The sequence below is a fragment of the Petrotoga sp. Shatin.DS.tank11.9.2.9.3 genome, from assembly GCF_003665005.1.
Classification (GTDB): domain Bacteria; phylum Thermotogota; class Thermotogae; order Petrotogales; family Petrotogaceae; genus Petrotoga; species Petrotoga mobilis.
The window spans coordinates 27,264-48,059 of record NZ_JGVT01000004.1 but is presented as its reverse complement, the minus strand read 5'-3'; the positions used below and the strand labels follow the sequence as shown (position 1 = coordinate 48,059).

Annotated in this window: 20 protein-coding genes and 1 tRNA gene; 9 read left to right on the top strand and 12 right to left on the bottom strand. The window is 34.0% G+C overall.

The annotated features are described in order from the left end of the window. Positions 1-19 precede the first annotated feature (19 nt). A complete protein-coding gene (uxaC, locus tag BZ25_RS04335) occupies positions 20-1,387 on the bottom strand; it encodes a glucuronate isomerase (RefSeq protein WP_121567438.1) in 1,368 nt (455 codons plus the stop codon). An 83-nt stretch (positions 1,388-1,470) separates the two neighbouring features. Next, positions 1,471-2,862 (bottom strand): alpha-glucosidase AglA, encoded by a 1,392-nt coding sequence (gene aglA / locus BZ25_RS04330; protein ID WP_121567437.1) that lies wholly within the window; start codon positions 2,860-2,862, stop codon positions 1,471-1,473. A gap of 726 nt (positions 2,863-3,588) precedes the next feature. Here aglA and BZ25_RS04325 point away from each other — a divergent pair. Further along, a complete protein-coding gene (locus BZ25_RS04325) occupies positions 3,589-4,095 on the top strand; it encodes an RRXRR domain-containing protein (RefSeq protein ID WP_121567436.1) in 507 nt (168 codons plus the stop codon). Here the strand turns inward: BZ25_RS04325 and BZ25_RS04320 are convergent, their stop codons facing one another. Then, a complete protein-coding gene (locus BZ25_RS04320) occupies positions 4,096-5,307 on the bottom strand; it encodes an ISL3 family transposase (RefSeq protein WP_121567435.1) in 1,212 nt (403 codons plus the stop codon). It lies immediately after the preceding gene. Positions 5,308-5,525: 218 nt separating this feature from the next. Here BZ25_RS04320 and BZ25_RS04315 point away from each other — a divergent pair, with 218 nt between their 5' ends. The 3 genes from BZ25_RS04315 to BZ25_RS04305 are packed head-to-tail and all read left to right on the top strand — an operon-like array spanning position 5,526 to position 7,709. Then, on the top strand, positions 5,526-6,272 hold the full coding sequence (locus tag BZ25_RS04315) for an HNH endonuclease (RefSeq protein ID WP_199676848.1): 747 nt from the start codon (positions 5,526-5,528) through the stop codon (positions 6,270-6,272). Continuing rightward, on the top strand, positions 6,269-6,883 hold the full coding sequence (locus tag BZ25_RS04310; RefSeq protein WP_233552360.1) for a response regulator transcription factor: 615 nt from the start codon (positions 6,269-6,271) through the stop codon (positions 6,881-6,883). The genes BZ25_RS04315 and BZ25_RS04310 overlap by 4 nt, the downstream gene beginning before the upstream one ends. Then, positions 6,843-7,709: a cell wall metabolism sensor histidine kinase WalK gene (locus BZ25_RS04305; RefSeq protein ID WP_121567433.1), complete on the top strand. Its 867-nt coding sequence runs from the start codon at positions 6,843-6,845 to the stop codon at positions 7,707-7,709. The genes BZ25_RS04310 and BZ25_RS04305 overlap by 41 nt, the downstream gene beginning before the upstream one ends. A 66-nt stretch (positions 7,710-7,775) precedes the next feature. On the opposite strand, the gene BZ25_RS04300 is transcribed toward BZ25_RS04305, so the two are convergent. The 6 genes from BZ25_RS04300 to BZ25_RS04275 all read right to left on the bottom strand — a co-directional run bounded on the left by BZ25_RS04300 (position 7,776) and on the right by BZ25_RS04275 (position 12,940). Further along, the gene (locus tag BZ25_RS04300; protein WP_199676847.1) at positions 7,776-8,216 is read right to left on the bottom strand and encodes a PspC domain-containing protein; all 441 of its coding nucleotides are present in this window, start codon (positions 8,214-8,216) and stop codon (positions 7,776-7,778) included. Between the two features lie 148 nt (positions 8,217-8,364). Next, positions 8,365-8,919, bottom strand: coding sequence for a hypothetical protein (locus BZ25_RS04295; RefSeq protein ID WP_121567431.1), 555 nt, complete (start codon positions 8,917-8,919; stop codon positions 8,365-8,367). Between the two features lie 22 nt (positions 8,920-8,941). Continuing rightward, positions 8,942-10,174 carry a DUF1015 domain-containing protein gene (locus tag BZ25_RS04290; RefSeq protein ID WP_121567430.1) on the bottom strand — a complete coding sequence of 411 codons (1,233 nt, stop codon included), beginning with the start codon at positions 10,172-10,174 and terminating at the stop codon, positions 8,942-8,944. 2 nt (positions 10,175-10,176) lie between these two features. Continuing rightward, complete coding sequence (ybeY, locus tag BZ25_RS04285; protein WP_121567429.1) at positions 10,177-10,608, bottom strand: rRNA maturation RNase YbeY; 432 nt, start codon at positions 10,606-10,608, stop codon at positions 10,177-10,179. 12 nt (positions 10,609-10,620) lie between these two features. After that, on the bottom strand, positions 10,621-12,036 hold the full coding sequence (locus BZ25_RS04280) for an HDIG domain-containing metalloprotein (protein ID WP_121567428.1): 1,416 nt from the start codon (positions 12,034-12,036) through the stop codon (positions 10,621-10,623). Positions 12,037-12,058: 22 nt separating this feature from the next. Then, on the bottom strand, positions 12,059-12,940 hold the full coding sequence (locus tag BZ25_RS04275; RefSeq protein WP_121567448.1) for a PhoH family protein: 882 nt from the start codon (positions 12,938-12,940) through the stop codon (positions 12,059-12,061). Positions 12,941-13,154: 214 nt separating this feature from the next. Here BZ25_RS04275 and ylqF point away from each other — a divergent pair, with 214 nt between their 5' ends. Continuing rightward, complete coding sequence (gene ylqF, locus BZ25_RS04270; protein WP_121567427.1) at positions 13,155-13,970, top strand: ribosome biogenesis GTPase YlqF; 816 nt, start codon at positions 13,155-13,157, stop codon at positions 13,968-13,970. Positions 13,971-13,995: 25 nt separating this feature from the next. Here the strand turns inward: ylqF and pduL are convergent, their stop codons facing one another. Next, positions 13,996-14,586: a phosphate propanoyltransferase gene (pduL, locus tag BZ25_RS04265; protein ID WP_121567426.1), complete on the bottom strand. Its 591-nt coding sequence runs from the start codon at positions 14,584-14,586 to the stop codon at positions 13,996-13,998. 115 nt (positions 14,587-14,701) lie between these two features. Then, on the bottom strand, positions 14,702-15,799 hold the full coding sequence (gene yqeH / locus BZ25_RS04260; protein WP_121567425.1) for a ribosome biogenesis GTPase YqeH: 1,098 nt from the start codon (positions 15,797-15,799) through the stop codon (positions 14,702-14,704). A 221-nt stretch (positions 15,800-16,020) separates the two neighbouring features. On the opposite strand from yqeH, the gene BZ25_RS04255 reads away from it, so the two are divergent. The 3 genes from BZ25_RS04255 to lpdA all read left to right on the top strand — a co-directional run bounded on the left by BZ25_RS04255 (position 16,021) and on the right by lpdA (position 18,300). Continuing rightward, a tRNA-Gln gene (locus BZ25_RS04255) sits at positions 16,021-16,094 on the top strand. Positions 16,095-16,329: 235 nt separating this feature from the next. Continuing rightward, positions 16,330-16,662: a carboxymuconolactone decarboxylase family protein gene (locus BZ25_RS04250; protein ID WP_121514944.1), complete on the top strand. Its 333-nt coding sequence runs from the start codon at positions 16,330-16,332 to the stop codon at positions 16,660-16,662. A 282-nt stretch (positions 16,663-16,944) separates the two neighbouring features. Next, positions 16,945-18,300 carry a dihydrolipoyl dehydrogenase gene (lpdA, locus tag BZ25_RS04245; protein ID WP_121567424.1) on the top strand — a complete coding sequence of 452 codons (1,356 nt, stop codon included), beginning with the start codon at positions 16,945-16,947 and terminating at the stop codon, positions 18,298-18,300. A 161-nt stretch (positions 18,301-18,461) separates the two neighbouring features. Here lpdA and BZ25_RS04240 read toward each other — a convergent pair whose 3' ends face one another. Further along, positions 18,462-19,427, bottom strand: coding sequence for an aldo/keto reductase (locus BZ25_RS04240; protein WP_103898493.1), 966 nt, complete (start codon positions 19,425-19,427; stop codon positions 18,462-18,464). A 176-nt stretch (positions 19,428-19,603) separates the two neighbouring features. Between BZ25_RS04240 and BZ25_RS04235 the strand changes: the two genes are divergently transcribed. Beyond that, positions 19,604-20,796: methyl-accepting chemotaxis protein (locus tag BZ25_RS04235; protein WP_121567423.1), on the top strand; the 1,193-nt coding region annotated here is incomplete at its 3' end.

Here is a 20,796-nt window from a genome sequence, read left to right as displayed (position 1 = left end):
CGAGTTCAATAATTTTTATCTAAATTTTTTTAAAAAACAACCTTTTTGGTCTGAAATAACTAATATCTTTTACCAAATCAAATGCTTCCCGGATAGGTATTTGACCTTTTTCTACCATTTCACCAACGACGTTGGATAACTCTCTTCTGAACATCTCTGTTCTTGATCCATAGGAGATTAGCTTTCTTGAATCTGTTACCCAACCCGCTAAGTCACTAAGAAGGTCTACGGTGGCAATATATTTTAAATACATCTCCATTCCAAAAGGGCTGTCGTTGAACCACCAAGGTGCTCCCAGGCTAACATTTGGAAAGGCTCTTGCTATTGTGGCGACGGTTGGAAATAGCGAAGGGTCCAAACAGTACAAAACGACTTTCAATTTTTCATCAAATTGGTTCAAAAAGTATCTTAACCCATTTGCCAAGTCAACGTTGCTGGTTGAAATATCCCCTCCTGTATCTGGCCCCAAAGTATTATATAACTTGTCTCTGTAATCTCGCATAGCGCCAATATGTAATTGCATAACCCAATTGCTTTCAGCGTTCATTGACCCAAATTCATAAAACATAAAGGACTTGAAGTCTGAAATTTCTTGTTTCGTTAACTCTTTTTTTGAAAGTGCTTTTTCATATATTTCTTTTACTCTTTGTTTTTCAACTGGGTATGAAATCGGTTCAAATATCCCATGGTCACTCGAAACACCACCGAGTTCTTCAAATTTTGTGTGTGTCTTGTAAAGAGCATTTAAAAACCCCTCAAAACGTTCAACATTTTCTTTTGTTATTTCTCCTAACTTTTCTACAAAATCTTTCCAATTTTCTTTTTCAATGTTCATAGCTTTGTCTGGTCTCCAAGTGGGGAGAATCTTTATTCCTTCAATATCTTTAGCTTTTTCATGGAATAAGAGATCCTCTGTTGGGTCATTTGTTGTACACATTATTTCTACGTTCATTTCTTTTAGTAATCGTTGAGGTTTCATACTTTCGCTTTTTAGTAATAAAGAAGTATCTTGCCATATTTTCTCAGCTGTATACTTTGAAATGTTATCCTCTATTTTAAACCTTCTTTTTAGATCGAGGTGTACCCATTCGTAGGTAGGATTGCCAACGAACTCAGGGAAAACTTCAGCCAATGCCATCCACTTTTCCTTATTTGAAGCATTTCCAGTTATTTTTTCTTCGGGGACCCCTCTCTTTCTCATTAATTCCCACACATAATGATCTGTCGCTCCTTCAACTTGCCAGATGTCATCCCAACCTTTGTCCTCAACGATCTCTTTCACATCCCCGTGATTGTGAGCATCTAAGATCGGGAGATCTTTAATTGAATTATACAACATCTTCGAAGTGTTGTTTTGTAGTAAATAATTTTCGTCCAAAAAAGACATTCTTCAAACCTCCTATACTTCAATTCTTCCTGTCTTTGAAAATTCTAAAAGATGCTTTAGGACCTTTTCTTTTAAGCACGTTATTAACTTCTATAATGTTCCTTCATTTCCTTGTTAAATGGAAGATCGAATATCTCATTCCACAACTTAGGAATATCATCATAATTTTTGGTTCTTGGATCTCTTACTAAAACTTCTTCTAAGATATTTCTGTTTCCAGTTATAAAGGCTTCTAATGCCATTTCCATTCTTGTGATTCTGGGGATTATATAGTAATTTTTAATCTTTTCTGGTAGATCTGGCTGTATCTTTTCAGGGAATATTCCATTTTTGTTAACTTTTACAGGCACTTCTACAACTACATCGTTAGGAATGTTTTTTATCGTTCCATCATTCAAAACATTCAGGAATAATCTTGCTTCAACATCATTAGTTAAAGCGTTTATAAAAGGCACTTGTTGTTCGCCACTCATTTTTTCTTTCGGGAACTCTTCAGGCCAGTATTCTGTTATTTTGATACTTGGATCTTTCGAAACTTGAATTATCAATCTTTTTATTTGACGTAGTTCTTCATAGAACTTCGGCCTTTCAACTTCGTTGTCTATTGCCCCGAACTTTCCATACCATTTCTTTTTTGCTTGTAAACTATGATGATGTTTCCAAGTGCTGTTTCTAGTTGTGTCTCCTATGGGTAATAATCCATAGAATTTGTACATATCGATAACTGCCGGAGCTAAATGGGTATCCCAAGGATCTTTTGGTTCCCAATTGCTTGATTCTTCTTCTATCCATTTGTCTAAGATTTGGTAGCCATCTTCGCCTTTGTATAGAAATCTGTTCAACCATATTCCATGGTTTACACCAGCTACCTGCCAATCAGTTTCTTTTTCTTCTAATCCTAAAGTTTTTAGTACTTCGTGGATACCTCCAACCCCATGACAAAAGCCTACTACTTTTACGTTGGTCAGCCTTTTAATCAATTGTGTAATTTCAAAAACAGGGTTAGCGGTTTGTATAAGCCATGCATTCGGACAAATTTTTTCAATCGATTTGGCTATATCTAATGATAATTTCAGATGGTTATAGTTTGTGAATGTATAATAATCCGATACCATGTTGAACTCTTGACTATCTATTCCTCTGTAATAACCATATTTTTCTGCCACATCTCTCATGATTTCATAACTTACATAACCATCTTCATGGCCCGGTGCTCTGTATAATGCCGTGTTTATAACAAAGTCTGCATCTTTTAAAGATTCTTCACGGTTGGTAGTCTTCTCAAATTTAAGATTTCCACCTATTTCTTCTGTGTATCTTTTAGCGAGGTTATCTACGGCATTTAATCGTTCTTCGTCTATGTCCATGAAAGAGATTAAACTTCCATTTAATTCCTTTGTTTTTGCTAAATCCCCTACTAATTTCACTGTGTATCTAACACTACCTGCTCCTATAAAAGAAATTTTTACTGGCATATTTTTCTGACCCCTTTAATTAATTCATTCTAAAATCGAATTTATTCGTATCCATTTTAAATTAAAATAAACAAAAAGTCAAACTTGATTTTACCTGATTATAGTCAATGTAACCCAATTAAATCCAAATATTTTTGATTAGGTTGGTTTTTCTTATTTTTTCTAAGAATTTAGTAAATGGAGTATAATGAAAAATAAGAGGTGATCGAGATGAGATTTTTAATCTCGTTGATTGCGAGTTATCTTATCGGTTCGATACCGACGATGGCTCCAATAGCAGCCTTTTTCATGTGGGTCGTCAACATTTAAAAAGTTATTTTTTTCATAAAAGTTTAATTTAAAAGTCAGAAAATTGGTTGTGATAGAATATTAATTATCGAGGTGAATAGTATGAAAATCCTTGTTGTTGAAGATGAAGAAAAACTTGCTAATATAGTCAACTACCCCCGTCTAAAGACGGTGGCTTGTGATAAACAAGCCCTAGTTGATTAGCCTCAGCCACCAGCAATCGGCTATTACTAGCGAATGTTGAAGGGGCTACGTTATATCGGAATGGCGTATGCCAAATAGGTACCATAGGATGCTCCACAAGTTCTATGCTCTACGGTCAGTGATTAAACATCTCTGAGGGGTAGGAGAAGTGTTGCTGACGACAAACCCGATATAACATTGGCGATGTGGACCTACCGCTATATAGCGGATTTATTTCCGAAAGGAGATCTAAGAATGGTATATGTACTTTCTAAAGACGAAACACCTTTAATGCCTACTAAAAGGCACGGTAAAGTTAAACATTTACTTAGAGAAGGTAAAGCAAAAGTTGTTAGAAACAAACCGTTTACTATACAACTGACCTATGACACAACACATTACACTCAACCTATAACGCTTGGTATAGATAGCGGTCACAAGTACATAGGTTTTTCTGCTGTAACAGGAAAAGAAGAATTATTATCAGGCGAAGTTGAGCTTAGGGATGATATAAGTGAGCTTATCAAAGAAAAGGTTATGTATCGCAGAATCAGACGAAGTAGATTAAGGTATAGAGAACCAAAGTTTGACAACAGAATATCTTCTAGGAAGGAAACACTCCGAAAGGGGATCAAGGAAAGTTGGTTAGCACCATCAATCAAACATAAGTTAGATACTCATATTCGGTTTATAAAATTCATTAAGAAGATACTTCCTATAACTGAGATAATAATTGGGTTCTATCACGAAAATAGTGGGTAATTAAGCTGGAGTTAAATTAAGTTTACCAAGGGCAATAAAGATAGTGATTTTTAAATTCTTTAATGTTTTAAAACCAAAAGCCCTTTTAGTAAATCCTCTAAGTTTAGAGTTCATACCTTCTATTTTACCGTTAGAGATATTCGTTTTTATGTGCAACAAGATACCTTCTATGTGATTTAAAAGAGTCTTAGCAGCTTTAATCATTTCAGGTATATTTGATTCTATTACCTTTTCATACCATCGTTTAAAATACTTAGCTGCATAAGAAGGTTTCTTGTAATCGAACATCTTTTTGAACTCAAGTACCAATCCGTAGGCTTGAACTGTATCAAGGTGTTGATATTCCATCAATTCATCGAGTCTAACTTTATCTTTCTTGGTAAGGTTGTTAGGATTTTTTAATAGCAAGTATTTTGTCCTTTTGAGTATTTCATGGTACCCTTTATTCTCTCTGGCTCTTACTTTATCAAGTTGGACACTTAATACATTAAGCACATGGAATTTGTCAAATATTATCTTTGCTTTTGGAAAATGGTCCCTTGCTCCAGCTTTGAAAGGTACCGACATATCCATGCATATGGACTCTATGTCTTTTGGATCACCGTTTTTTTCAGTGTATCTCTTTTTGAATGATAGGAAGGTTTCTGCATCTTTTCCATCAGCTATATGTACAACCTTTTCTCGTTCCACATCTAAGAAATTGGTTAAATATACATGATGCTTTTTCCTTGCTATTTCATCAACAGATAACGTTTTTATCGGTTCTTTTGAGAAATCTTGTTTTTCTAATTCCTTTGAAACGTAAAAGTCTAATATTCTCCACAACCTATTTTGGGTTATATTATACTTTTTAGCTATCTCAGCAACCGTCATGTGGTTGTACAACTCGAGGATAAAAGCTTCAAACAATAAGGTGAATCCAGAGTTTTTTCGAGCCCAAGGAACCTCTACAGTCTTTGTCCCATCATCTGTTTTTATCCTAGGTACCCTAGCATGTATATATGTTTCATATTGGAATAAGTTTAAGTGTCTCCAACTTCTTTGAACCGTATCGTATGCACTGTAATATTTACCGTTGTATTCGAACTTTGCACCTTTTTTGAAATCAACATATATGTTGATTATATTTCCTTGCTGTTCTATCTTTTCTATGTACCATGGCTCTGTTATATTCAGTATCTGTTCGAAGAATTTTGGTAGCTCTTTTCTCATCTGATATCACTCCTTGTGTATTTTTGTGTTTCCTTACATGATACCAGATTATTTAATCATTTGTTCATATTTCATTTTTTCTACCCACACTTTTTGGAAGAGAACCAATAATTGAAGTAGCAAAATTCGATACTCAGAAGATTAAAAATCCTAACATAGAAGGTATAGAGTACCAACAAGGTGAGCAACAAAACTTTTACAACCTTCGTGAGTATATATTGTACAGAGACAATTATACTTGTCAATTATGCGGTAAGATTAATGTCCCACTTGAAGTACATCATATAGGCTACTGGAAAGGTGAAAGAACCAATAGACCAAGCAATTTAATTACGTTATGTACTAAATGCCATGATCCTAAAAACCACTTAAAAGGTGGTAAACTTTACGGTATGAAACCTGTACAAAAACCATTGAAAGAAGCTACCTTTATGTCTACTGTTAGATGGAAGTTAGTTAATGCTTTAGGTTGTAAATATACATACGGTTATATAACCAAATCGAAGAGAATAAAGCTTAACCTCGATAAAACTCATTATAACGATGCATTTTGCATTGCAGGTGGAACTAGGCAAAGGAGAATAGAACCTATATACTTTGAACAGATTAGGAGAAACAATCGTTCGTTAGAAAAGTTTTATGACGCAAAGTATATAGACACAAGAGATGGTTCGACTAAGAAAGGGCAAGAACTGTTTAATGGCAGAACTACGCGTAATAAGAACTACAATACACAGAACCTTAAAAAGTTTAGAGGGCAGAAAGTGTCCAAAGGTAGAAGGAGTATACGTACTCAAAGGTATTTTTATCAACCAAAGGATATAGTAATATACGAAGGTAAAAAGTATACTGTGAAAGGTATACAAAATAAGGGAAGTTATATTAAACTTGCAGGGCTTTCAAAACCAGTTAAGACAGAAATTGTTGAACCATACATATTTAGAAAGGGATTGTGTGTAGTATGAATAATAAAACAGCTCTCATCTCTCCAATGAATTGGAGAGTGTCCCCGTTGTATTTCATAAAAAGAGGACTTACGGAAGAAGGATACTGTATCGACGTTGTTTACGACGGAGAAGAAGCGGAAAACTATGCAAAATATTCTTCATACGATTTGATAGTTTTAGATATAATGCTACCAAAAAAAGATGGGATAACCGTTTGTCAAAATTTAAGAAAAGAAAACATCAATACTCCAATATTGATGTTAACTGCAAAGGATAGTGTGGGAGACAGAGTTAAGGGTTTAGATTCTGGAGCGGACGATTATTTGGTAAAACCTTTTGATTTCGATGAATTATTTGCAAGGGTTAGATCTTTGCTGAGAAGAGAAAGTTTCACTCGTAACCCAGTTCTTAAAGTGGGAGATTTAACTTTAAACACCTTAACAAGAGAGGTTTGGATGGGGGAGAAAAAATTGAAATTAACCCCGAAGGAATACAATATCTTGGAGTATTTTATGAGGAATCCAAAAATAGTAGTTACCAGAACTATTCTTGAGGAGAAAATGTGGGATATCGACTGGCGTTTTGGTGATGATTCTTGCGGGGATAGGTGGATTTTTTTATGCCGATAGTTCTCTTCGACCTGTTGAAAAAATTATAGATACCGCAAAAAATATCGAAGAAAATAATTTAACTGAAAGGATAAAAGTAAACTCCCAAGATGAGTTAGGAAGGTTAGCTTCCACGTTGAATCAAATGATTTCGAGACTTGAAAAAGCCTTTGAACAACAAAAGCAATTCACCGCAGATGTTTCTCACGATTTAAGAACCCCACTTTCCATAATACAAGCTGAAAGTAGTTTGACTTTAAAAAAAGACAGGTCGATAGACGAGTATAAAAAATCATTAGAGTTGATCTTAGAAGAAACTTCTTATATGTCAGAAATTATCGATAAATTACTTTTTTTAGCCAGGAGTGATAACAAAACTCAATTTTACAATTTCACGAAAACTAATTTGAAATCTTTGTTGGAGGAAGTAATAAAAAAAGTTAGTCCTTTATACCATAACAAGAGTTTAACCTTACAAGTTGAAAAATTGGAAGAGTTAAATATCAGGGCAGACAAAGATAAATTAAAAGAAGCTCTTATAAACATTTTAGATAATTCTTTAAAGTATACGGATGAAGGTAAAGTTACTATTTCTTCTGTTAAAATTGGTAATTTTGCTAAAATATCGATAGAAGACACGGGTAGAGGTATTCCTAAAGAAGATTTACATAGAATATTCGATCGTTTCTACAGGGGAGATAAAGCAAGGACAAGCAGTGAAAAAAGTACTGGCTTAGGGCTGGCAATTGTCAAAGAGATCGTTAATGCGCATGATGGAAGAATAGAAGTGGAGAGCGAAGTTGGAAAAGGAACAGTGTTTTCTTTATTTTTGCCAATTGAAAAATAAGGGCCAAAAGGCCCTTTTCGATTTTCAAGATTAAGGGAACTATATAACTTGGAAAGAAATACAAAACTATTTTTTTGTCCTTGAGGTTGAAATTAAATATGCACCAATTCCAATCAGTAATATACTTATCACGATTTTGATAAAATTTCTAAAGAAGAATGTAGAAGGAGTTATTATACTTACCAAAATAATTAGCCCAATTACGATAAATAGTAAAGCAAACAAACCTATGACGACTTTTCTGTCTTCGTCTTCTATATTATGTGAAATATGACTATGCTCGTTTTCGGGTGTTTCTTCAAATTGTTCAGAATAATTATTTCCTTGAGGTTGAGGGGGAATTATAAAAATTGCGATTATGTACAAAATAACTCCGAATCCCCAAACTAGGCTTAAAACAATCCATAACAGCCGTATGATGACAGGGTCTATTTGAAAATACTCACCTAAGCCTCCGCAAACACCGGCTAAAATCTTATTTTCTCTGGAACGATAGAGTTTTCTCAATTTTTTCCCCTCCAGTTATGAAGTGAAAACTGCCATTAGAAACTACATGTGTTAGCGCCCCTTCGCCCCGCTCCCCACCCATAAGGATAAAAGGTCTTTACTCTTATCACCGCTCCCCACCCTTTTTAAGGAAGCGACCTGCGGTCCCTTAGGCTCTGTTTATCACCCAAGTTTTGTTTTTCAAAAGCCAATTAATAGCATTGGGGCCGAATTTCAAATTAATAGCGTCAATTACACCCAAATAATTAAAATTATTAATAAAATGCTCAAGAGTTATTAAATTTTTTTGCATATCAGATAAGGTGACCTTTTTGCATTCAAAAGCTTTTAATAATTCGCCCATATCAAGTATTTTATATTTTAAGTTGTTATAAACTAGAAGATCTAATTCTTGATCTTGAAATTCAATATTGCCGCTGCTGACATTGTATTTACCAAAATCTATATAAACGAGATATTTAGACATTTCACCTTTCTCATCATGATAATAGGTTAGCATAACGTTATCACTGGGGCATAGTATGCGTTTTATGAAATCAACGGAGTTATGAGAAGATAAAATCTTCCATTTTCTTTTTATTCCGTACAGATTATTTTCAAATACCTTTATTTCATCTACTTGAATTTTTTCATCAACGGTATGAGTTTTTATTGTTTCGATTTTGTTTTTTAAATCAAAATTATAGTATTTTATAACTACCACCCCAAATGTCTGAAAAAAAGGCTTAGCTTAATTCATGTATTAATAAACCACTTCTCAATTTTGGTTCAAACCAAGTGGATTTAGGCGGCATTATCTTGTTCATCTCTGCAACTTTTAAGAGTTGGTCTATTTGGGTGGGATACATAGAAAATCCAACTTTCCAATCTTTCTTGTCTACCCACTTTTCGATTTCTTTTACGCCTCTAATACCACCCAGGAAATATATTCTTGGATCGGTTCTGGGATTTTTTATGGAAAGTATGGGATCTAATAAGTATTTTTGCAATATTTGCACATCAAGGTTTTCTACAGGATCTTCACTTTCTTCACCTTTAAATGTGAGTTTGTACCATTTTTTTTGAAGATACATTCCAAAAGAGTGTGAGGAATCAGGAGAATAGGGTGAAAAAGGAGCTTCTTCTACTTGAAAATAGGAACCGATCTTTTTCAAAAATTCATCTTTGCTTAAACCGTTTAGATCTTTAACTATTCTATTGTACGGGAGTATTCTGAGTTCGTTGTGGGGGAAAATAGCTGCCATAAAATAATTGTAGGGTTTATCCAAAGAGTAACTTGTGTCTTTTTCTTTCAGTATTTTTTGAACTCTGGAAGCGGCAGCAGCCCTATGGTGTCCATCTACAATGTAAAGATATTCGATACTCTTGAAAGCTTTTTCGACTTGTTCTTTTTCGCTTTCTTCTTGGATTTTGATGAGTTCATGTTTCACATTGTTTTCATCGCAAAAGGAATAAAGAATTTCCTTGTTTTTTATAAGCTTGTCAATTATGGCTTTTAAGTCTTCTTGGGTTTTGTAGGTTAAGAAAACAGGTCCAGTTTGTGCATTTAAATTTAATATGTGATTTGTCCTATCGTCTTCTTTGTCACTTCTTGTTAATTCATGCTTTTTTATAATCCCTTTGTCGTACTCATCCACGCTCACCACAGCAAAAAAACCTGTTTGAGAAACTCCTTGCCAGGTTTCACGATAAATATAAAAAGATGGTTCAACATCTTTGATTAATACACCATTTTTAATAAAGGATTCAAGATTTTCTTTGGCTTTTTTGTAAATAGCTTCTTTAGAATCTTCTTTCGCCTCTACTTCGGACCTTGTTACTCTCAAGAAAGAATTGGGGTTTCTAGAGATTATTTCCTTAACTTCATCCTCCTCAAGTACATCGTAGGGTGGGCAAGAAAAGCACTGTTCTATCCCTTTATATGGTCTTAAAGCTTGAAAGGGCTTTACTGTAGCCAACTCTATCTCCTCCTGTCTTTAATTAATTGATGAAAATATTGATCTTGAACGTCAAACATTTTTTTAGCATCTTCTTCAGAGTTTTCATGATCGTAACCAACGATGTGTAGTAAGCCATGAATAAGTATATAATAGAATTCTTCTTCAAATGAATTGCCAAAATCAGGCGCTTGTTTTTCTATACTTTCAACAGAAATGACAATATCTCCAATGACAGGTTCTTTTAAACCATAAGAAAAGGATAAAACATCCGTAGGTGAACTTTTGCCTCTATATTTATTGTATTCGCTTATATTCTTATCGTCGGTGATTAATATGTTTAATTCAAAATCCCCTTCGCCAACCTCGTTTAGAAGAAGTTTTTTGGCGATATCTTTGATTTTTTTAGTGTCTATCTCTCTTAACTCTTGTTGGTTTATAATGTTTATTTTCAAAGGCGTTCTCCTCTACTCTTTAAGTTCTTTTGCCTCAACTTTGGGATAGGATATCCTTTTATGATTCATTTCCATTATGGTTCTAATAATTCTGCCTTTTATCTTTTTGACTTCTCTAAGTGTTAATCCACAATCATCTAACTGTCCTTCAAAAAAAAGAGAATTTATCAAATTATCAAGTTTTTCATTAAGATCAACAGCGCTTAAGTCTTGCATACTTCTTACCATGGCTTCAGTTACATCGCATATCATTAGTATGGCAGCTTCCTTAAATTGAGGAATGGGTCCGGGATATCTGAACATGTTGGTATCTTTTATCCCTGTTTGATTATAATATTCGCTGTAAAAGAATTGCTTAACCCTTGTGCCATGATGCTGTGCTATCATATCCTCTATTAGTATAGGTAAACGGTGTTTTTTTGCCAATTCGATACCATAAGTGACATGGTTGTTTAAAATCAAAGAACTTAATTTAGCACTTATATCGGAATGAGGGTTTTTATTCTTTTGATTCTCGGAAAAAAACTGAGGTCTCCACACCTTCCCTATATCGTGGAAATAAGAACCTACCCTGGCTAAAACCATATTTCCATTGATAATCTCAGCAGAGCTTTCCGCTAAGTTAGATATGATCATGCTGTGATAGTATGTTCCTGGTGCTTTCAAAGAAAGATTTTTTAGCAAAGGATTACTTAAATTACCAAGTTCCAACAACCCAATCTCGGAATAAACTCTGGTTAAGTATTCAAAGAAGGGTAAAATACCCATAGTTACCAACACGCTCAAAAAATTACTTTCGATTATTATTAGATAGTCCAAAGGGGTATAGTATAAGTTAATTACATAAGCAACGATAATTTGCGTTAAACTAGCCCAAAAAAATGGTAGTATTATCTCTATTCTCCTTTTGGTTTTTCTGGATGATAGGGCGACAACTGCTGCGGGTAAAAATAAAAAAATCATGAACTTCAAATCAAATCCGAATAAAATACCAAAGTAAGCGGAAAATATGAGACCTGAAATTAAACCGGTAGAGTAATCTATTAGTAAGGTTATTATCAAAGTACTCAATATGGTCGATATTGCAAATATATTCACATATTTGAAAACAAAAAGATTTAGTATTATATTGAAAAAGAGCGGCGTTAAAAAAGCCGCCCAATAATTTTTAGGATGAAGTTTAAACATTTTATTCTTAGGTAGCAAAAATTCTCCGATAAATATCCAAAATACGAGAAATACTAAGTTAAAACTCAACTGAAAATTCAACGAGATTCTGTTGAAAATAAGCCATTCTGTGAATAAGGCTAAAAATGTAAAAAGAATCATCCTAATTATAAAACCCTTATTTTTAGAAAAAACTAGATTTGCTTTTTGAAAAAGACTTTTACTGGTTCTCTTATTATTTTCTGTACTTTTGTTCTTCATACAGCGGAAAACACTTCCTTATTTATACAGAGTTTTCATAATCTTCGTATGCTTTTATAATCTCTTTTACCAAAGGATTTCTTACCACATCGTTATTTGAAAGTTCAATGAATTTTATTCCTGAAATGTTTCCATTGAGCACCTTTCTAACCGAAAGTAGTCCCGAATCTTTCTTTTTTTCTAAGTCTATTTGAGTGACATCACCAGTGATGACCGCCTTAGTGTTGAAACCTATTCTTGTTAAAAACATCTTCATTTGCTGATAAGTTGTATTCTGAGCTTCGTCTAAAATAATATAAGAATTGTTTAACGTTCTACCTCTCATGTAAGCTAATGGAAGTATTTCTATAATGCCTTTTTCTCTGTATGAAATTAGTTTGTCTGTATCCATAAAATCAAGTAAGGCATCGTACAAGGGCCTTAAATACGGGTCAACCTTTTCATAAAAGTTACCAGGTAAAAAACCTAATTTTTCTCCTGCTTCAACAGCGGGTCTTGTTAATATTATCCTTTGAACTTTACCCGATCTTAAATAATCTACCGCCATAGCAACTGCAAGATATGTTTTGCCAGTTCCGGCTGGTCCTATACTAAAAACAATATCATTATTTTTTAAGTAGTCAATGTAATTTGCTTGGCCTTCAGTTTTTGCAAATATCTGAGTACCTACAATGCGGGTATTTATCACATCTTTCATCGATTTTTTCTTTTCTTCAGTCTTAGAAACATTCCCGTTGGTTTTATACCTAGAAACCACGTATTGGAATTCATCCCAATCGATTAAATGCCCTTCATCTAAAATTTCTAAAAGTTCTGTGAATATCTTTGATGTTTTATTGACCGAGTCGTCATCCTTTCCTTCAATAAAAATTTTTCTGTTTTTGTAATGTATATCTACGTTCATCTCTTTTTTTATGTATTTTGTCCGGCTATCATAAGCCCCAAAAATTTCAATCGGTTCCACATTATCGGGTATAGAGATAGAATATCTCAGAATAGATTATCCCTCCTCTTTGATTTTTTTACAAAATAAGGTATACTTTTATCACTTAGATTATACCACAATTTAAGTAAAATAAGAATCATGGTAAAAACGACTGTTCAAAGGGGTTAAAAGCATGTGGTATCCGGGGCATATAGAAAAAACCAAATCTTTGATAAAAAAGCATTTAAAACTTGTCAATGCGGTAGTAGAAATTCTCGATTCAAGGGCTCCCTACGCCAGCAGGGCATATGAAGAAGACCAACTTTTTAGAAACAAAAAAAGAATAATTATTCTGAATAAAAAAGACCTTTGCGACATGAAAAAAACCAAGTTATGGGAAAAGTATTATAAAGAGAAAGGTGAGGATGTTTTTTCACTTAGCCTCAATGAATTCAATGTTAAAGACTTTTTTTTAAACTACATTTATCCCATCGTCCCTCAAAAGTTCAATGAAAAAACTCTAATGATAGTTGGTATACCAAATGTTGGTAAGTCTACTTTCATAAACCGTCTAAAAGGCAAAAAGTCTGCAGCAGTGGGCAATAAACCTGGTATAACAAGAGGTTTACAATGGATAACCGTATCGAAGGACTTAAAAGTTCTTGATACACCGGGTGTGTTATATCCAAAACTTTTTAACAAAGATCTTGTTAACAAATTAATTCTAATTGGTTCTCTAAAAGCAGAAGATACGGAATTAGATGAGGCTCTTTTCTACCTTTTTGATTTTTTAAAACAAGAGTATCCTAATATTTTGGATTCAGTTTTAAAAGATTGGGAAAGCTGTGAAAATATAGTTGAGTTCATTGAAAGGTTTTCTATGAAGAGAAATTTTATAAAAAAAGGCGGAGTTCCAGATTACGAAAGGGGAAGAAATGCCTTTCTAAGAGAAATAACCGAAGGGAAATATGGGGGTATAACCTATGAAATACCTTCTGATATTGATTGAAAAAAACCGGTGCAAGCACCGATTTTTAGAATTTTTCTATAATTTTCACATAATCTCCGTTGTTGAGTAAAGCCGCATTTGCCTCGTCGATATCAACATGAAACTCTAATGCATATTTTTCACTGACTCTGACCAAAACATCTTGAAAAATAAGTCTTCTTCCTTCTTTATCACAATATACTGAAACTAAGTCTTTATCTTTAACGCCATAATGTTCGGCATCCTTTGGGTGCATATGTATGTGCCTTTTGGCAATGATTACACCTTTCTTTAATTGTATTTCACCAACAGGTCCTTTTATCGTAATCCCTGGTGTTCCTTCTATATCTCCTGAGTCTCTAACAGGGGGGTTTACTCCCAGTTTAAAGGAGTCTGTTCTAGATATTTCGACTTGTGACTCCTTTCTTACCGGACCTAATATTCTCACTTTTTGGAAAGAACCCTTTGGTCCTATCAAATCTACACATTCTTCAGATGCGTATTGACCCGGTTGTCCCAGTGGTCTTAAGGGAGTTAATTCATAACCTTCACCAAACAACTTTTCCAAATCTTCTTGTGATAAATGTACATGCCTATTTGATACCCCAACAACTACTCCAGGTTCTTTCAATTGCAAGTTTTTACACCTCCATAAATTATGAAATCCTACTTTCTTTCAAAGCTCGAAAACTCTATAGACAGCGCCCCTTCGCCCCGCTCCCCACCCCACAATCGGCCCACATGAAATCTTCCTATTTCATTGATTTTCTTAGCACATATCTTAGCCCTTTAGGTTTTGATATTTCTGCTATTAAGGGACCTCTTTTTATAGAAAGCCATCCCGCTCCGGGAAGGGCTATATCATTTCCCTTATCAATTTTTACATTTTCTCTTTCAAACTCTATTTGATCAAAATCAAAATTATCATTGTAAGGAGGGAATAAAACCTCTCTATTGTGAAGTAAATCATTAACTCTTTCTTCTTTTGCTCTATGAGCAGATATCTCTTCTGGAAGAAAAACAGTGATTATAGGTGGTAAATTGTTAACACCGTTCTTTAAAACTTTCAACCAGAACAATCCGCTGATAAAAAGAACATTTTTTTCATTCACAGTGAAAGTTTTAATCTTAATTTTTTTAGAAGGAATCATCTTAACTTGAGTGTAAATATCAAAAAAATCGCACAACCTGTCTTGTGTGAAAATGCCGGGGGTATCGAATAATTGCAAATCTGTGTTAGGTACGTTTGCTTTTAATACCTTCAAAGTAGTTCCAGAATATGCACTTACAGTTATTTCTGCTTCCACTAATCTGTTTAAAAAAGATGATTTACCTACATTGGTTACCCCTACTACCAATGCCTTTTCTTTCTCTTTTTGCAAAAGCAATTGTTTTGTTTTTTCTATTCCCATACCTGTTTTAACGCTGACCATTCTCACATGATCATCCCGGATATTTATACCCATCTCTTTGATTCTCAAGAGCAACCAATTTTTTAATTTTTCGTAGGGTGTGCTTTTCGGTAAAAGATCTATTTTATTGACGATTAAAAAAATATTCTTCCCTTTTATTTTTTCGGCAATCTCTTTTCTGAATGTGCCTTCGAAATCTATTACATCTACCACCCATAAAACCGTTTCAAAATCTTTTAAAACCTTGTCAAGCTCACCGGAAAAATCGGAATTTATTGTTATAGGTAATAAATAATTATAATGCTTTAATTTAAAGCATCTTTGGCAAACTACAGATTCGTTATTTTTTATTTTTTCTTTGAGAACATTCTCAGGGATATATCCTGGTTTTTCTTGGTCTTCTGTTTGTATTCCTATACCGCAGCCTTCACATTTCATAATAATTATTGTCTCCATTAAAAAATTTTTGAAAGGAACAAAATCCGCAGTTATTTTCCCACAAAATAGTTTCTAACATTTGAACCTATGTTAAAAAAACCGAATACTTAGAAATTTCTAGATATTTGGGCTAAGGGTTTTGTCCCCAATCGACCTCTTTTTTTAGAGTTTCAAATTTACTTGTCAACCAAAAAAAATTGTGATATAATAATTTTGCTGATTGGGGGATCGTCTAACGGCAGGACAGCGGACTCTGACTCCGTCAGTGGAGGTTCGAATCCTCCTCCCCCAGCCAATACAATATAAGGATCCTATAAAAGGGTCCTTTTTTTCTTTTTTTTAGTAAAGAGTATTTGAATAATAATTTGATTTAAACGAAACATTAGCTTGTTAAAATTTTAACAAATTTGAGTTATAATAATTTTGATAATGGTGAAAAAAGACTGTTGAAATATGAGGATTTGAAATTCTTTTTTGAAAAAATTGTGAAATATATAACAAAAATTATAAAAGGGGTGATTTCGGTGAGTATGAAAGATAGTTTTCAAAAAGCAATGGACTGGATGAAGGAGTTTTCTAAGACAAACCCAGAGCAAATGAAGAGTTTCCAAAACATGATGGAGGCAATCGAAAAAGAAGAAGGAGCCGCGCTTGATAAAAAAACTAAAGAGCTAATAGCTGTTGCACTTTCTATAGCAAGAAATTGTGAATGGTGCATCGCGTGTCATGTGAAATTTGCGTTAGAAGCAGGTGCCACAGAAGAGGAAATTTTGGAAGCTGCGTGGGTTGCAGTGTTAATGGGTGGAGGTCCAGCTTTAATGCACGCAGGTTTGGTTTTGGAAGCGTTAAAAGACCTAAAATAATAGTGAATTATGTCAAAGGGGAGAAAATCTCCCCTTTTTTGTTATAATATTGAAAGATGAAATTAGATGGACTGTTGGACAAAGGAATAAATTTTCATTATCCTTTCAGCTGGGCTTAAGGTTCTAAGATACCGCAGATTTATTCCTTAAAAGGGCAGTTATGTAATAAAAGATAAAAATATTTTTATCCTTTTGGGTGGGGAGCGGGGGAAGGACGCTATATATAATGTTTTAGAGATTCTAAAGGCAATAAACAATGAAATTAAAAGGGGGGAACCTCAAATGTACGATGTTGTTGTTATTGGATCAGGTCCAGGCGGTTATGTTGCGGCAATAAGGTTATCGCAATTAGGGAAAAAGGTTGCTGTTATTGAGAAAGAAAATCTTGGTGGAACTTGTACCAACAAAGGTTGTATCCCCACAAAAGCAATGTTGACCTCTTCACATCTTTACGAAGAGATTTTAAAAAAATCGAACAAATTAGGCATAAAAGTGGGTGAAGTAACATATGAAATAAGCGAAATAATGAGCCATATGAAAAAAATTGTTCTACAATCCAAAAAAGGTGTAGAGTATCTATTAAAGAAAAATCATATCGATTTAATACAAGGTGTCGCTGAAATAATTGATAAAAATCATATTAAAGTTGGCGATAAAAGTATAGAAACGCAAAACATTATTTTAGCTCACGGTTCTGAACCAGTAATGTTTCCCCCCTTTGATAAAATTCAAGGAATTTGGACAAGTGACGATGTGTTTAAGATGGAACATATGCCTGAATCGATTTTGATAGTTGGTGGAGGGGTAATTGGTGTAGAATTTGCTACATTTTTTGCAAGTTTAGGTAAAAAAGTTTATGTTGTTGAACTGCTTGAACATATACTCCCCAATGAGGACAAAGATGTAGCAGAAGAAGCAAAAAAATCTTTGGTTAAAAAAGGTGTGGAAGTCTTAGAAAAACATAAGGTCATAGATATTAAAAAAAATGAAGATTCATACGTATCAAAAATCGAATTCAACGGTGAGACCAAAGAAATAATAAGCTCAAAGATTTTACTTGCTGTGGGGAGAAGGCCTGTTATAACGCAAGATATTAAAAATTTAGGTGTAGAGATAGAAAAAGGGGTTAAAACAGATTCCAAAATGAGAACAAACGTTGAAAACGTATATGCAATAGGAGATATTAGAGCCCATATTATGTTAGCTCATGTGGCTATGAATGAAGGTATAGTAGCAGCCCACAATATTGCAGGTGAAACCAAGGAAATGGATTACAGTGCTGTGCCAAACATTATTTTCTCTAACCCAGAAATAGCAACCGTAGGTCTGAAAGAAAAAGAAGTAGATTCTGAAAAAGTTATCGTTTCAAAATTTCCTGTATCTGCTACCGGCAGAGCAAGGACTATGGAAGAGTTAGATGGTTTTGCAAAGATAATAGCTGACAAGGAGACTAAAAAAGTATTAGGTGTAGCTATTGTCTCTCCGAATGCTACAGATATGATTATGGAAGGAGTTTTGGCTGTAAAATATGGGATGAGTGTAGAGAAACTAACGAATAGTATACATCCTCACCCCACTTTGACTGAAAGTCTGCTTGGCGCAGAAGAAAGCGTGGAAGGATTAGCCATACATATTTAGACAAAGTCGTTGATAAAAGAAAGTTGTCATTTTTCAAAAAGCAAATTAAATATCACTATTTCCAATGTTTGTGGCTTGACATAATCGAGGTTAGGGATTTCTATAAAACTAAAGAAAATTAAAAAAATCCCACCGCATTGGTGGGATTTTACTAATTTTTATTAGGGTTTGTTGTTTAGAATTTTTTCAATTTCTTCCATTACACTATCTGTAAGTTTTTCTTTTATTTCGGAAGCTTTTACGTTTTCTCTTACCTGTTCTGGCCTGCTTGCACCAGTTATTACGGTGCTAACGTTAGGATTTTTCAATATCCAGGCAAGAGCAAGCTGAGCCATTGTAGCACCTAAATCGTTAGCTATTTTTGTCAATTTTCTGACTTTTTCGATATTTTCTTGAGATAATAGTCCGCCTTTTTCGAACTCTTCTCGTAAGTTTTCAAATTTTGCAAGTCTACTGTCTTGAGGAATTCCATCGTTGTATTTTCCAGTGAGCACCCCGCTGGCTAACGGGCTCCATGTTGTTAATCCCAATCCATATTTTTCATAAAGAGGTTTAAATTCTTTCTCAACCTTATTTCTAACAAACATGTTATATTGAGGTTGTTCCATTGTGGGAGGAATAAGATTTCTTTTATCCGCTATTTGATAAGCTTCTTCCAATTGTTCCGCACTCCACTCGGAAGTTCCCCAATAAAGAGCTAAACCGTTTCTTATTATGTAATCCATTGCGAATACTGTTTCTTCAATGGGTGTTGTTGGATCTGGTCTGTGGCAAAATATAAGGTCAACATAATCAACTTGTAGCCTTTTTAGAGAGTTCCATGTTCCTTCTAGAAGATGTTTCCTTGATACCCCTCTATCGTTTGGGCCTTTTCCACCCCAAAATATTTTTGTGGAAATTACAAGATCTTCTCTTCTATACTCTTTTATTGCCATTCCCATAAGAGATTCAGAAAGACCATTAGCGTAAGCTTCAGCGTTGTCAAAAAAGTTAACACCGTTTTCATAAGCTGTACGCAAACATGATTTGACCCCTTCTGTGTCGAGCTGATTTCCAAAAGTTAGCCAAGATCCAAATGAAATTTCACTTACTTTTATACCAGCTTTACCAAGATTGTTATATTGCATAATCTACCTCCTCTTTCTTCTTTAATTATACCCTATACTATTTTACCATATCTTATTGTTATTTTTTTATTTCGCATTAGAAAGGTATGTTTCTAAAAACTTTTTATTTGCTTTTGAGTACTGTTTTATATTATAATTATTGATAAGATAATTAAAAATAAAGGGGGAAAAATTCCATGTCATTCAAAAGCATAAGAGGAAGGATAATTGTAATTATCGTTGTAATTTTTGTTTTATTTGGGGCAGCGATTTTTTTCAATATTTTTTCTTTGGTAAAGTCCAACGATGGTTTGGGTAGTTATAGGGATTTATCTGAGGTAACGAATCAGATCTCCGAAATAGAAGACAACTTTTTTGGAGCTGCTTTAGCCTTCAAAGATTATGTGATTAACTACGATGAACAAACAAAAGAAACTTTTACTCAAAATATCAACGCGGTTCAAAGTTTCTTTACAGGTGAAACTACCGATTCAACACTTGTACAAAACATAATCACAAAGATAGAGGACTATGAAAATAATTTTAATCAAATTGTTCAATTAAATGAAGAAAAAAATAGACTCGCAAGTCAGGATTTTAAAGATATATCAAATGAATTACGCCAACTTATTACCGATTTTAAAACCTTAGCCCAAAAAAATAACGTTTCAACCCTCGTTTTTTATGCGGATAGTTCAATGAATATATTGGATGATATAGATAATTTATCTTCCATGTATTTTTCATCCAAATCTTTTGGTGATAAAAACAATGTTTTAAACGCTTTTAATGATTTGGATTCTCAACTTTTGATTATGCAATATGGTCTAACCTCTGACGAACTAACTGAAATGTTCAACGAGATGAAAGATATGGCTGAACAGTTCAGAAACACCTTCAATCAAATAGTCACAGCGATAGAATCCCAACAGCCTATAATCGGGCAGATGGAACAAGCAAGGGTAGAGTTAATAAACCTATTAGAAGAACAAAGAAATGAATTAAAGGTCCAACAAGACACGTTAGGTCCATCACTCATAGAAGAAAACAATCAAGCAATAACCTTGACAGCCATCCTAACCGTAGTAGCCTTCATAGTATCGATAATCATGATCATCTATCTAATAAGGAGTATAACGAAACCACTGTTAGACTTCAAAAACAAGATAAACCAATTCAAAGAAGGAGACCTAACGGTAAACTTTGAAAGTAAAAGCAAAGACGAGATAGGTCAGATGGCTAACGCTCTATCAGAAATGAGTAAAGAACTGAGAAGATCCGTGGGATCAATAAAACAGGCATCAGACAAAGTAGAAAAGGCATCAGAAAGTCTAACGCGCTCATCACAAGAAAGCAGGAAGAACTCAGAAGAACTCAAAAACCAGATGGA